Annotated in this window: 12 protein-coding genes; 9 read left to right on the plus strand and 3 right to left on the minus strand. The window is 62.4% G+C overall.

The features are described from left to right. Positions 1-87 precede the first annotated feature (87 nt). The 3 genes from Q6A48_RS20300 to Q6A48_RS20310 form a co-directional block, all read right to left on the minus strand. Positions 88-1,401, minus strand: a complete 1,314-nt coding sequence (locus tag Q6A48_RS20300) for an MFS transporter (RefSeq protein ID WP_304556025.1) — start codon at positions 1,399-1,401, stop codon at positions 88-90. Positions 1,402-1,783: 382 nt separating this feature from the next. Further along, entirely contained in the window at positions 1,784-3,025 is a 1,242-nt protein-coding gene (locus tag Q6A48_RS20305; protein ID WP_304556026.1) for an HlyC/CorC family transporter, read from the minus strand. Between the two features lie 12 nt (positions 3,026-3,037). Beyond that, positions 3,038-3,850 carry a cytochrome C assembly family protein gene (locus Q6A48_RS20310; RefSeq protein WP_304556027.1) on the minus strand — a complete coding sequence of 271 codons (813 nt, stop codon included), beginning with the start codon at positions 3,848-3,850 and terminating at the stop codon, positions 3,038-3,040. A gap of 193 nt (positions 3,851-4,043) precedes the next feature. Here Q6A48_RS20310 and ffh point away from each other — a divergent pair, with 193 nt between their 5' ends. From ffh to thrC, 9 genes are all read left to right on the plus strand, one after another. Continuing rightward, the gene (gene ffh, locus Q6A48_RS20315) at positions 4,044-5,420 is read left to right on the plus strand and encodes a signal recognition particle protein (RefSeq protein WP_304556028.1); all 1,377 of its coding nucleotides are present in this window, start codon (positions 4,044-4,046) and stop codon (positions 5,418-5,420) included. Positions 5,421-5,648: 228 nt separating this feature from the next. Further along, on the plus strand, positions 5,649-5,900 hold the full coding sequence (gene rpsP / locus Q6A48_RS20320; protein WP_007927680.1) for a 30S ribosomal protein S16: 252 nt from the start codon (positions 5,649-5,651) through the stop codon (positions 5,898-5,900). A 5-nt stretch (positions 5,901-5,905) separates the two neighbouring features. Beyond that, complete coding sequence (rimM, locus tag Q6A48_RS20325) at positions 5,906-6,442, plus strand: ribosome maturation factor RimM (RefSeq protein WP_304556029.1); 537 nt, start codon at positions 5,906-5,908, stop codon at positions 6,440-6,442. Continuing rightward, the gene (gene trmD, locus Q6A48_RS20330) at positions 6,424-7,197 is read left to right on the plus strand and encodes a tRNA (guanosine(37)-N1)-methyltransferase TrmD (protein ID WP_181289115.1); all 774 of its coding nucleotides are present in this window, start codon (positions 6,424-6,426) and stop codon (positions 7,195-7,197) included. The genes rimM and trmD overlap by 19 nt, the downstream gene beginning before the upstream one ends. A 44-nt stretch (positions 7,198-7,241) precedes the next feature. Beyond that, positions 7,242-7,592: a 50S ribosomal protein L19 gene (gene rplS, locus Q6A48_RS20335; protein ID WP_003175895.1), complete on the plus strand. Its 351-nt coding sequence runs from the start codon at positions 7,242-7,244 to the stop codon at positions 7,590-7,592. 105 nt (positions 7,593-7,697) lie between these two features. Continuing rightward, complete coding sequence (gene xerD, locus Q6A48_RS20340) at positions 7,698-8,594, plus strand: site-specific tyrosine recombinase XerD (RefSeq protein ID WP_304556031.1); 897 nt, start codon at positions 7,698-7,700, stop codon at positions 8,592-8,594. Positions 8,595-9,076: 482 nt separating this feature from the next. After that, positions 9,077-9,808: a DsbC family protein gene (locus tag Q6A48_RS20345; protein ID WP_042730057.1), complete on the plus strand. Its 732-nt coding sequence runs from the start codon at positions 9,077-9,079 to the stop codon at positions 9,806-9,808. 130 nt (positions 9,809-9,938) lie between these two features. Continuing rightward, a complete protein-coding gene (locus Q6A48_RS20350) occupies positions 9,939-11,243 on the plus strand; it encodes a homoserine dehydrogenase (RefSeq protein ID WP_042730056.1) in 1,305 nt (434 codons plus the stop codon). Positions 11,244-11,347: 104 nt separating this feature from the next. Beyond that, positions 11,348-12,757 (plus strand): threonine synthase, encoded by a 1,410-nt coding sequence (gene thrC, locus Q6A48_RS20355; protein ID WP_304556032.1) that lies wholly within the window; start codon positions 11,348-11,350, stop codon positions 12,755-12,757. The last annotated feature ends 86 nt before the right edge of the window (positions 12,758-12,843 follow it).

The following is a 12,843-nucleotide window of genomic DNA, read 5'->3' on the forward strand; positions in this document are numbered from 1 at the left end:
GATTGTTAGTGGTTATTTCATCGGCGGCTGTTCAGGCAGGGGACAGGTTGGCGTGGCGAGGCATGGAGCCCTCGCCACGCCAACCGCCTAGGCGACCTGGTTCAAGTCGTTGTGGCGTGTTTCCTTCAGGCACAGCACGGCGATGACGCTGAGCAGGGCGGCCGCCGAGACATAGCCGCCGACATAGCTCAAGCCGCCCATCGCCACCAGTTTCTGGGCGAAGAACGGAGCGGCCGAGGCGCCGACGATGCCACCCAGATTGTAGGCCGCCGAGGCGCCGGTGTAGCGCACGTGGGTCGGGAACAGTTCCGGCAGCAGGGCGCCCATGGGGGCGAAGGTCACGCCCATCAGGAACAGCTCGATGCACAGGAACAACGCCACGCCGCCGGTCGAACCCTGGGTCAGCAGGGGTTCCATGAGGAAGCCCGAGGCAATCGCCAGCAGGCCGCCGCCGATCAGCACCGGCTTGCGTCCGTAACGATCGCTGGCCCAGGCCGAAAGCGGTGTGGCGGCGGCCATGAACAGCACGGCGAAGCACAGCAGGCCGAGGAAGGTCTCGCGACTGTAGCCGAGGGTGGCCACGCCGTAGCTCAGGGAAAACACCGTCGAGATATAGAACAGCGCGTAGCACACCACCATCGCCGCCGCGCCCAGCAAGGTCGGCGCCCAGTACTGGCTGAACAGCTCGACCAACGGCACTTTCACCCGTTCCTGGCGGGCCACGGCGTTGGCGAACACCGGGGTTTCGTGGAGCTTGAGCCGCACATAAAGACCGACCATCACCAGTACGGCACTGAGCAGGAATGGAATGCGCCAGCCCCAGGCGCGGAACTGCTCGTCATCCAGGCCCATGGCCAGGCTCAGGAACAGCCCGTTGGCCGCCAGGAAGCCGATGGAGGGGCCCAGTTGCGGGAACATGCCGAACCAGGCGCGCTTGCCTTTCGGCGCATTCTCGGTGGCGAGCAGCGCCGCGCCGCCCCATTCACCGCCCAGGCCCAGGCCCTGGCCGAAACGCAGCAGGCACAGCAGGACCGGGGCCCAGGCGCCAATACTGGCGTAGCCGGGCAGCACGCCGATGAGGGTGGTGCACACGCCCATCAGCAGCAGGGACGCCACCAGCGTGGACTTGCGCCCGATCCGGTCGCCGAAGTGGCCAAACAGCGCCGAGCCCAGTGGACGGGCGAGAAAGGCGATGCCGAAGGTCAGGAACGACGACAGCATCTGTGCCGTGCCGGAGGTTTGTGGAAAGAACACCGGCCCGATCACCAGGGCGGCGGCGGTGGCGTAGACGTAGAAGTCGTAGAACTCGATGGCGGTGCCGATGAAGCTCGCGGTGGCCACGCGGGTGGCGGAGTTCGTCGGCTGGGCAGGCACGGCGTCGTTGCAGGTCGTGGTGGTCATGCAGTTGTCCCTGACAGTCATGTGCTCCGTGGGAGCGAATTATTATGGTCGAACACCCAGGGATGTGGGCGGGAATCCTTTCGCTGTTTCGGGTAGGAACAGTCGCAGGACTGATGCGGATTTTGCCGATGGTCGGGCGGGAACCGGCTGAGTGCAGGGTAGACGCAGGGTTCGATAAGCGGCTTGAGTATAGGAAGGGGGCTAACGATTCGACAATATGTATTGTTGCGAGGGGATTTATCCCCGCTGGGGTGCGCAGTGGCCCTCAAACTGCTGGCCCAGTTGCGTCAGGCTCGGCGCACCGTTTTTGGGGACTGCTTCGCAGTCCAGCGGGGATAAATCCCCTCGCCACAACAGTGTTCCACACGGTGCCTACTGGGGCTCATAAAACAGCAGGCACCGAACTGTTATGCCACGCCAGTACCTGGCTGACGCGGTTGTCCACGGTCTCGATGATTTCCAGCCGGTAGCGACCGATCTTCAGGCACACCGGGCTTTCGGGAATGGTTTCCAGCGCTTCGGTCACCAGCCCGTTGAGGGTCTTGGGGCCGTCGCACGGCAGGTGCCAGCCGAGGGTCCGGTTCAGCTCGCGGATCGACGCCGCGCCGTCGATCATCAGGCGGCCATCGGGCTGGGGATGCACGTGGGGATTGTCGAGGCTGTGCTCGCTTTCGAACTCGCCGACGATCTCTTCGAGGATGTCTTCCAGGGTGACGATGCCCAGCACCTCGCCGTATTCGTCCACCACCATGCCCAGGCGCCGTTGCTGCTTGTGGAAGTTCAGCAGCTGCAACTGCAGCGGGGTGCTTTCCGGTACGAAGTAGGGTTCGTGGGAGGCGGCCAGCAGGGCCTCCTTGGTCAGGCTGGCGTCGGCCAGCAGATGACGGATCTGGCGGGTATTGAGCACCGCTTCGACCTGGTTGATATCGCTGTGGAACACTGGCAAGCGAGTCCGCCGGTTCAGGCGCAACTGCTCGATGATCTCGTCGATGGGATCGTCGAGGTTGATCCCGTCGACCTCGCTGCGAGGGACCAGGATGTCGTTGACGGTGATGTTGTCCAGGGCATGGATGCCGGAAATCGGGTGCAACCGGCCGCCGCTGTGCTCGGGTTCGTGCTCGTTGCGCGGCGGCGTGGGCATTTCGTCGTCGCTCTGCTGCACCACGCTGGCCTTGCGGGCGAATGGCCGCAGCAGCAATTGGCTGATGGCGTCGAGCAGCCAGGCCAGCGGATAAAGGATCTTCAGCGGCACGCCCAGCAAGGCGTTGCCGAGCCCCAGCACCGCATCGGGATGGCGGCTGGCCAGGGTGCGCGGCAGGTAGTCGGCGAACACCAGCAAGGCGACGCTGGTGCCGAGCCAGGCGGCCCAGGGACCGTTTTCCAGCCAGGCGAAAATCCCCAGCAAGGTGCCGATGACCACGGCCAGGGTGCGGCACAGGGTGTTGCACAGGACCAGGCTGATCAGCGCGAACTTCAGCGGCGCGACGGGTTTGTCAGTGGCCCGGGACGCCTTGCGCTGGGCCAGCAGGTGCTGCTGGGCCGCTTCCACGGCGGTGAACAGGGCCGACCAGAGGATCAGCACGACCCACACGGCGAGCAGCGGCGCCACGGGCAACGTATCCATCAGGGCCGTCCGTCACACATGCAGGATGTATTCGCGCACCAGCTTGCTGCCGAAGTACGCGAGCATCAGCAGGCAGAAGCCGGCGAGGGTCCAGCGGATGGCCTTGTGGCCGCGCCAGCCCAGGCGGTTGCGACCCCACAGCAGGACGCTGAAGACCACCCAGGCCAGGCAGGCCAGCAGGGTCTTGTGCACCAGGTGCTGGGCGAACAGGTTCTCGACGAACAGCCAACCGGAGATCAGCGACAGCGACAGCAGCGTCCAGCCGGCCCAGAGGAAACCGAACAGCAGGCTTTCCATGGTTTGCAGCGGCGGGAAGTTGCGGATCAGCCCGGACGGGTGCTTGTTCTTGAGCTGGTGGTCCTGCACCAGCAGCAGCAAGGCCTGGAAGACCGCGATGGTGAACAGGCCATAGGCGAGGACCGACAGCAGGATGTGGGCCAGGATACCCGGCTCCTCGTCGATGACCTGCACCGTGCCCGACGGCGCGAACTGCGCCAGCAGCACCGTCGCCAGCCCCAGCGGGAACAGCAGCACCAGGAGGTTTTCCACCGGGATGCGCGAGCAGGCCAGCAGCGTCAGGGCAATCACGGCCACGGCGATCAGGCTGGCGGCGTTGAAGAAATCCAGGCCCAGGCCGATCGGCGTCATCAGGTGGGTATAAAGGCTGGCCGCGTGGCCGAGCACCGCCAGCACGCCAAGCGTGACCAGCAGGCGCTTGTTCGCCTTGGCGCCGGAGGCCAGGCGGGTGCCTTGATAGAGGGTCGCAGCGGCGTAGAGGCAGGCGGCGGCGAGTGTGGCAAGCAAGCTGGGTGGCAAGGGGAGCATAAATCCTGTTAGGCAGGCCCGAAAGTCGCTGAGTTTGGCATAGAACCCCCGCCACACGAAAGACCGGCAGGTGTACGACGCACGCTTCTTCGCTATAATCCGCGACCTGCCCACGCCGCAGGCTCGCCGAGCACATTTTTCACGGTCTGGGCCGCCATTATCCCGGTCTCATCTGGGCCTGAAAGGATCGCGCATGTTTGAAAACCTAACCGACCGTCTCTCGCAGACGCTGCGCCATGTCACCGGCAAGGCGAAACTGACCGAGGACAACATCAAAGACACCCTGCGCGAAGTGCGCATGGCGTTGCTCGAAGCCGACGTCGCGCTGCCGGTGGTCAAGGACTTCGTCAACTCGGTCAAGGAACGCGCCGTCGGCACCGAGGTGTCGCGCAGCCTGACGCCGGGCCAGGCGTTCGTGAAGATCGTCCAGGCCGAACTCGAAAGCCTGATGGGCGCGGCCAACGAAGACCTGAACCTGAGCGCCGTCCCGCCCGCCGTGGTGCTGATGGCCGGCCTGCAGGGCGCGGGCAAGACCACCACGGCCGGCAAGCTGGCGCGCCTGCTCAAGGAGCGCAAGAAGAAGTCGGTGATGGTGGTGTCCGCGGACGTCTACCGTCCGGCGGCGATCAAGCAGCTGGAAACCCTGGCCAACGACATCGGCGTGACCTTCTTCCCGTCCGACCTGAGCCAGAAGCCGGTGGACATCGCCCAGGCCGCCATAAAGGAAGCCAGGCTCAAGTTCATCGACGTGGTGATCGTCGATACCGCCGGTCGCCTGCACATCGATGACGAGATGATGGGCGAGATCAAGGCATTGCATGCCGCGATCAATCCGGTGGAAACCCTGTTCGTGGTCGATGCCATGACCGGCCAGGACGCGGCCAACACCGCCAAGGCGTTTGGCGATGCGCTGCCGCTGACCGGCGTGATCCTGACCAAGGTCGACGGCGATGCCCGTGGCGGTGCCGCGTTGTCGGTCCGCGCCATCACCGGCAAGCCGATCAAGTTCATCGGCATGGGCGAGAAGAGCGAGGCGCTCGAACCGTTCCACCCCGAGCGTATCGCTTCGCGCATCCTCGGCATGGGCGACGTGCTCAGCCTGATCGAGCAGGCCGAACAGACTCTCGACAAGGAAAAGGCCGATAAGCTGGCCAAGAAGCTGAAGAAGGGCAAGGGCTTCGACCTCGAGGACTTCCGCGACCAGCTGCAACAAATGAAGAACATGGGCGGCCTCGGCGGCCTCATGGACAAGCTGCCGAGCATCGGTGGCGTGAACCTGGCGCAAATGGGCAACGCCCAGAGCGCGGCTGAAAAGCAGTTCAAGCAGATGGAAGCCATCATCAACTCCATGACCCCGGCCGAGCGCCGCGACCCCGAGCTGATCAGCGGTTCGCGCAAGCGCCGTATCGCCATGGGCTCCGGCACCCAGGTGCAGGACATCGGTCGCTTGATCAAGCAGCACAAGCAGATGCAGAAGATGATGAAGAAATTCTCCGCCAAGGGCGGGATGGCCAAGATGATGCGCGGCATGGGCGGCATGCTGCCCGGCGGCGGCATGCCCAAGCTGTAAGGATCCTCGCGCCGGCAGCCATGCCGGCGCTGCCCACGGGGACGTGGGATCTCCAGCCAACCCGCCGCCGGCGGGCGCTGATCGCGGCAGATCTGAATGGCAGGCCGGCAGTCGCCGGAAAAAGTCATTTGCAAAAGTCAGGATATTCCTTAGAATATGCGGCCTTTCGGGCACCCATGCCCGCTGTGCATTTAGATTTGCAGCACCGACTACAGGAACGATGTTCACATGCTAACAATCCGTCTTGCCCTTGGCGGCTCCAAAAAGCGCCCGTTTTACCACCTGACCGTAACCGACAGCCGCAACCCGCGCGACGGTTCCCACAAAGAGCAGGTTGGTTTCTTCAACCCTATCGCCCGTGGTCAGGAAGTTCGTCTGTCCGTGAACCAAGAGCGCGTAGCCTACTGGCTGAGCGTGGGTGCACAACCTTCTGAGCGCGTTGCTCAGTTGTTGAAGGAATCGGCCAAGGCCGCGGCCTGAGCTATATGAACGCGACGCCAAAAGCGGCTGACGACCTGATCGTTGTCGGCAAGATTTATTCTGTTCATGGCGTTCGCGGCGAAGTGAAGGTGTATTCCTTTACTGATCCGATCAAGAACCTGTTGGACTACAAAGCCTGGACGCTCAAGCGCGAAGGCAGCGTGAAACAGGTGGAGCTGGTCAGCGGACGCGGGAACGACAAGTTCCTGGTCGCAAAGCTCAAGGGTCTCGATGATCGTGAAGAAGCGCGTCTTCTGGCCGGTTATGAGATCTGCGTGCCGCGCAACCTGTTCCCTGAACTGACCGACGGCGAGTACTACTGGTACCAGCTGGTGGGTCTGAAGGTTATCGACTCGCTCGGGCAACTGCTCGGAAAGATCGATCACCTGCTCGAGACCGGTTCGAACGATGTACTGGTGGTCAAGCCTTGCGTCGGCAGCCTGGATGATCGCGAACGCCTGTTGCCCTATACCGAGCAATGTGTGTTGGCCGTCGACCTGGAGGCGGGCGAGATGAAGGTGGAATGGGATGCGGATTTCTGAACGTGGCCAATTTGCGCGTTGAAGTCATCACGTTGTTTCCCGAGATGTTTTCCGCCATCAGCGAGTACGGCATAACCAGCCGCGCGGTGAAACAGGAGCTGTTGCAGCTCACCTGTTGGAATCCGCGGGACTACACCACGGATCGGCATCACACTGTGGACGATCGCCCGTTTGGCGGTGGTCCGGGCATGGTGATGAAGATCAAGCCCCTGGAAGATGCACTGGTTCAGGCCAGGGCGGCAGCCGGGGAGGGTGCGAAGGTGATCTACCTGTCGCCCCAAGGCCGCCAGCTGACTCAGTCGGCGGTACGCGAGCTGGCGAATTCGGATGCATTGATCCTGATTGCCGGCCGTTATGAAGGCATTGACGAGCGTTTCATTGAAGCTCATGTCGATGAAGAGTGGTCGATTGGCGACTATGTTCTGTCTGGCGGCGAGCTGCCGGCGATGGTCCTGATCGACGCGGTTACACGACTGCTGCCTGGAGCTTTAGGGCATGCAGATTCCGCTGAGGAAGATTCCTTTACGGATGGTCTGCTGGATTGCCCGCACTACACCCGACCGGAGGTGTATGCGGATCAGCGTGTTCCCGACGTGTTGCTGAGTGGCAACCACGCGCACATCCGGCGTTGGCGTTTACAGCAGTCCCTTGGCCGGACCTATGAACGACGCGCCGATCTTCTGGAAAGCCGCTCGCTTTCTGGAGAAGAGAAGAAGCTGCTCGAGGAATACATCCGCGAGCGGGACGATAGTTAACAACGTATCGATGGTAAGTCCGAGACTTGCCTTAGGAGCACAGCATGACTAACAAAATCATCCTTGCACTCGAAGCAGAGCAGATGACCAAAGAGATCCCTACCTTTGCCCCGGGCGACACCATTGTCGTTCAGGTGAAAGTGAAGGAAGGTGATCGTTCCCGTCTGCAAGCGTTCGAAGGCGTCGTTATCGCCAAGCGTAACCGCGGCGTGAACAGTGCTTTCACCGTTCGTAAAATCTCCAACGGTGTTGGCGTAGAGCGTACTTTCCAGACCTACAGCCCGCAAATCGACAGCATGGCTGTGAAGCGTCGCGGTGACGTGCGTAAAGCCAAGCTGTACTACCTGCGCGACCTGTCGGGTAAAGCAGCGCGCATCAAGGAAAAACTGGCTTAAGTCCAGCTTCCGATGCAAAAAAAGCAGCCTGCGGGCTGCTTTTTTGTTGCCTGCGATTGGCTCTTTGAGCACCCTGCCTGTGCCTGCATCCGTCATGAGTCTTAAATGCCAGCCATCGATCACCCCCTGATAGACCAGTTCCTCGATGCCTTGTGGTTGGAGAAGGGGCTGTCGGACAACACCCGCAATGCCTATCGAAGCGACCTGGCGCTGTTCAACGGCTGGCTGCAGGAACGGCACCTGGAATTGGTCAATGCCGGTCGGGAACTGATCCTCGATCACCTGGCGTGGCGTCTGGAGCAGGCCTACAAACCCCGCTCGACGGCACGGTTTCTCTCCGGCTTGCGTGGGTTTTATCGCTATCTGCTTAGGGAAAAGCTGATTGCGGTGGATCCGACCCTGCGCGTGGAGATGCCGCAACTGGGGCGCCCGCTGCCCAAATCCCTGTCGGAAGCCGACGTGGAGGCGTTGCTGGCGGCCCCGGATCTCAGTGAAGCCATCGGCCAGCGCGACCGGGCCATGCTGGAGGTGTTGTACGCCTGTGGGCTGCGCGTCACCGAGCTGGTCAGCCTGACCCTGGAACAGGTCAACTTGCGCCAGGGCGTGCTGCGGGTGATGGGCAAGGGCAGCAAGGAGCGCCTGGTGCCGATGGGCGAAGAGGCGATCGTCTGGGTCGAGCGCTACCTGCGCGATGCTCGCCACGAACTGCTGGGCGGGCGTCCCAGCGACGTCCTGTTCCCGAGCCGCAACGGCGACCAGATGACCCGCCAGACCTTCTGGCACCGCATCAAGCACCAGGCCAAGGTGGCCGGCATCGGCAAATCCCTCTCGCCCCACACCCTGCGCCACGCCTTCGCCACGCACCTGCTCAACCACGGCGCCGACCTGCGGGTGGTGCAAATGCTGCTGGGCCACAGCGACCTCTCCACCACCCAGATCTACACCCACGTCGCCCGGGCGCGCTTGCAGGACCTGCATGCCAAGCATCATCCGCGCGGCTGAATGAAATCCCCTGTGGGAGCAAGGCCGGTGGGAGCCGAACCTGTGGGAGCAAGGCCGGTGGGAGTCGAACCTGTGGGAGCAAGGCCGGTGGGAGTCGAACCTGTGGGAGCAAGGCTTGCCCGCGATGGCAGCGCCGCGGTGTAACAGCTGAACCGCGTCATCGTTCATCGCGGGCAAGCCTTGCTCCCACAGGCATGCTCCCACAGGCATGCTCCCACAGGCATGCTCCCACAGGCATGCTCCCACAGGCATGCTCCCACAGGCATGCTCCCACAGGCATGCTCCCACAGGTTCAGCTCCCACAGGTTCAGCCACCACAGGTTCAGCTACCACAGAAAAGCCTCCACCAATGCCTTGCATCACCGGCATTCGGCCACGCGGGCCTTATGTGGTAGGCTTTGCCGGTTTGCACGGTGGGCGGCTGGAACCCGAATCCAAGGGTCGGCGTTTCCTCGTCCCATTTGTTCGCCTCAGGAGTCCTCATGCGCTTGATCCAGATGTTCACCGCCGCCGCCATTGCGCTGGCCAGTACCTTTGCCATCGCCGACGACGCGGCCGACAAGGCTATCCGCAAGAGCCTGGAAAACCTTCAGCTCGAAGTGCCGATCGAAGCCATTTCGGCCAGCCCGATGTCCGGCCTGTATGAAGTCAAGCTCAAGGGCAGCCGCGTGCTCTACGCCAGCGCCGACGGGCAATACATCGTCCAGGGCAACTTGTTCGAGCTCAAGGACGGCAAGCCGGTCAACCTCACCGAGATCACCGAGCGCCAGGGCATCTCCAAGCTGATCAACGGCATCCCGGTCGCCGAAACCGTGGTCTACCCGGCCGTTGGCGAAACCAAGTCCCACATCACCGTGTTCACCGACACCACCTGCCCGTATTGCCACAAGTTACACGCCGAAGTGCCGGAGCTGAACAAGCGCGGTATCGAGGTGCGCTACGTCGCGTTCCCGCGCCAGGGCCTGGGTTCGCCGGGTGACGAGCAGTTGCAGGCGGTCTGGTGCTCCAAGGACAAGAAAGCGGCCATGGACAAGATGGTCGATGGCAAGGAAATCAAGGCCGCCAAGTGCGAGAACCCGGTTTCCAAGCAATTCGCCCTTGGCCAGTCCATCGGTGTGAACGGTACGCCGGCCATCGTTTTAGCCGATGGCCAGGTGATTCCGGGCTACCAGCCGGCGCCACAAGTCGCCAAACTGGCCCTTGGCGCCAAATGATCATGGGTGATCCGCTTTAAGGTCACGGCTCGGCGAAAACCTTCGCCGGGCCGTTAAACACAAAGCCGCGTTGCTGCGCGGCTGTATTCACGGCCGACCCTTGCGTCGGCCGTTTCATGGGGAGTCAAGAGTGAATCCGGTCAAAGTAGGCATCTGTGGGTTAGGTACCGTCGGTGGCGGCACCTTCAACGTACTTCAGCGCAACGCCGAGGAAATTGCTCGTCGTGCCGGGCGTGGAATCGAAGTGGCACAAATTGCCATGCGCACGCCAAAGCCTCAGTTCCAGACGACCGGTATTGCGATTACCAACGATGTCTTCGAAGTGGCCACGAACCCTGAGATCGACATCGTCGTAGAGCTGGTGGGCGGCTATACCGTTGCCCGCGAGCTGGTACTCAAGGCCATCGAGAATGGCAAGCATGTGGTCACCGCGAACAAGGCGCTTATCGCCGTTCACGGTAATGAAATTTTCGCCAAGGCCCGCGAGAAAGGCGTGATCGTGGCGTTCGAAGCCGCCGTGGCCGGTGGCATCCCGGTGATCAAGGCGATTCGTGAAGGCCTGTCGGCCAACCGTATCAATTGGGTCGCGGGGATCATCAACGGCACCGGCAACTTCATCCTCACCGAGATGCGCGAGAAGGGTCGCACCTTCGAGGACGTGCTCGCCGAAGCCCAGGCCCTCGGTTACGCAGAGGCCGATCCGACCTTCGACGTGGAGGGCATCGATGCGGCGCACAAGCTGACGATCCTGGCGTCCATCGCGTTCGGTATCCCGTTGCAGTTCGACAAGGCCTACACCGAAGGCATCACCAAGCTGACCACCGCTGACGTGAACTACGCCGAAGCCCTCGGCTATCGCATCAAGCACCTGGGCGTGGCGCGCAGCACCGCCAGTGGCATCGAGTTGCGCGTGCACCCGACCCTGATCCCGGCCGATCGCCTGATCGCCAATGTCAATGGCGTGATGAACGCGGTGATGGTCAACGGCGATGCGTCCGGTTCGACGCTGTTCTACGGCGCCGGTGCCGGCATGGAGCCGACGGCTTCCTCGGTGGTGGCCGACCTGGTGGACGTGGTTCGCGCCATGACTTCTGACCCGGAAAACCGTGTACCGCACCTGGCCTTCCAGCCGGACTCGTTGTCGGCCCACCCGATTCTTCCGATCGAGGCGTGCGAAAGCTCCTACTACCTGCGGATCCAGGCCAAGGACCATCCGGGCGTATTGGCCCAGGTGGCGAGTATCCTGTCCGAGCGTGGGATCAACATCGAGTCGATCATGCAGAAGGAAGTCGAGGAACACGACGGCCTGGTGCCGATGATCCTGTTGACCCACCGCGTGGTCGAGCAGCGCATCAACGACGCCATCGCCGCGCTCGAAGCGCTCCAGGGCGTGGTCGGCCCGGTGGTCCGTATTCGCGTCGAACATTTGAATTAATTTAGCGGCAAGTGACACGCTGCAAGCGACAAGTAAAAGGCGCACCGCTTTCAACTTGTAGCTTGTAGCTTGCAGCTTGAAGCTCAAACCAAGGGTTTGTCTTTATGCGCTATATCAGCACCCGCGGCCAGGCACCGGCCCTGAATTTCGAAGACGTCCTGCTGGCCGGCCTGGCCACGGACGGCGGCCTCTATGTGCCGGAAAACCTGCCACGTTTCACCCAGGAAGAAATCGCCTCCTGGGCCGGCCTGCCGTATCACGAGCTGGCGTTCCGGGTCATGCGCCCGTTCGTCACCGGCAGCATCCCGGACGCCGATTTCAAGAAGATTCTCGAAGAGACCTACGGGGTCTTCTCCCACAACGCCATCGCACCGCTGCGCCAGCTCAACGGTAACGAATGGGTGATGGAGCTGTTCCACGGCCCGACCCTGGCGTTCAAGGACTTTGCCCTGCAATTGCTCGGTCGCCTGCTGGACTACGTGCTGCAAAAGCGCGGCGAGCGCGTGGTGATCGTGGGCGCGACTTCCGGCGACACCGGTTCGGCCGCCATCGAAGGCTGCAAGCATTGCGAGAACGTCGACATCTTCATCCTGCACCCGCACAACCGCGTCTCGGAAGTGCAGCGTCGGCAAATGACGACCATCGTCGGCGATAACATCCACAACATCGCCATCGAAGGCAACTTCGACGACTGCCAGGAAATGGTCAAGGCCAGCTTCGCCGACCAGGGCTTCCTCAAGGGCACCCGGCTGGTGGCGGTGAACTCGATCAACTGGGCGCGGATCATGGCCCAGATCGTCTACTACTTCCACGCGGCGCTGCAACTGGGCGGTCCGGCCCGTTCCGTGGCGTTCTCGGTGCCGACCGGCAACTTCGGCGATATCTTCGCCGGCTACCTGGCGCGCAACATGGGCCTGCCGATCAACCAACTGATCGTCGCCACCAACCGCAACGACATCCTGCACCGCTTCATGAGCGGCAACCAGTACGTCAAGGAAACCCTGCACGCCACGCTGTCGCCGTCGATGGACATCATGGTCTCGTCGAACTTCGAACGCCTGCTGTTCGACCTGCACGGCCGCAACGGCGCGGCGATTGCCGGCCTGATGGACAGTTTCAAGCAAGGCGGCGGTTTCAGCGTCGAGCCCGAGCGCTGGACCGAAGCCCGCAAGTTGTTCGACTCCCTGGCCGTCGATGACGCACAAACCTGCGAAACCATCGCCGAGGTGTACGGGCAGTGTGGCGAGCTGCTCGATCCGCACACGGCCATCGGGGTCAAGGCCGCCCGCGAATGCCGTCGCAGCCTGGACATTCCGATGGTGGTGCTGGGAACGGCCCATCCGGTCAAGTTCCCGGACGCCGTGGAGCAAGCGGGCGTAGGAAAAGCGCTGGAACTGCCTGCACATCTTTCTGATTTGTTTGAGCGAGATGAGCGTTGCACCGTGTTGCCCAATGACCTGGCAGCCGTGCAGGCCTTTGTCAGCCAGCATGGCAACCGCGGCAAGCCACTCTGACCGCTGGAACCTGTCACATTTTGAAGCCCGTCTCCTGACGGGCTTTCTTGTTTCTGCATGCCAAACTGATCGGGTTTTCGGCCCTG

Origin of the sequence: Pseudomonas citrullilanati (genome assembly GCF_030580855.1) — a bacterium.
GTDB classification, from domain to species: domain Bacteria; phylum Pseudomonadota; class Gammaproteobacteria; order Pseudomonadales; family Pseudomonadaceae; genus Aquipseudomonas; species Aquipseudomonas citrulli.

Coding starts and splice junctions, on each gene's coding strand:
- trmD (WP_181289115.1), top strand. CDS start 6,424: ATGGGATGCGGATTTCTGAACGTGGCCAATTTGCGCGTTGAAGTCATC.
- Q6A48_RS20305 (WP_304556026.1), bottom strand. CDS start 3,025: ATGGATACGTTGCCCGTGGCGCCGCTGCTCGCCGTGTGGGTCGTGCTG.
- Q6A48_RS20310 (WP_304556027.1), bottom strand. CDS start 3,850: ATGCTCCCCTTGCCACCCAGCTTGCTTGCCACACTCGCCGCCGCCTGC.
- rplS (WP_003175895.1), top strand. CDS start 7,242: ATGACTAACAAAATCATCCTTGCACTCGAAGCAGAGCAGATGACCAAA.
- xerD (WP_304556031.1), top strand. CDS start 7,698: ATGCCAGCCATCGATCACCCCCTGATAGACCAGTTCCTCGATGCCTTG.
- Q6A48_RS20300 (WP_304556025.1), bottom strand. CDS start 1,401: ATGACCACCACGACCTGCAACGACGCCGTGCCTGCCCAGCCGACGAAC.
- rpsP (WP_007927680.1), top strand. CDS start 5,649: ATGCTAACAATCCGTCTTGCCCTTGGCGGCTCCAAAAAGCGCCCGTTT.
- ffh (WP_304556028.1), top strand. CDS start 4,044: ATGTTTGAAAACCTAACCGACCGTCTCTCGCAGACGCTGCGCCATGTC.
- thrC (WP_304556032.1), top strand. CDS start 11,348: ATGCGCTATATCAGCACCCGCGGCCAGGCACCGGCCCTGAATTTCGAA.
- Q6A48_RS20345 (WP_042730057.1), top strand. CDS start 9,077: ATGCGCTTGATCCAGATGTTCACCGCCGCCGCCATTGCGCTGGCCAGT.
- rimM (WP_304556029.1), top strand. CDS start 5,906: ATGAACGCGACGCCAAAAGCGGCTGACGACCTGATCGTTGTCGGCAAG.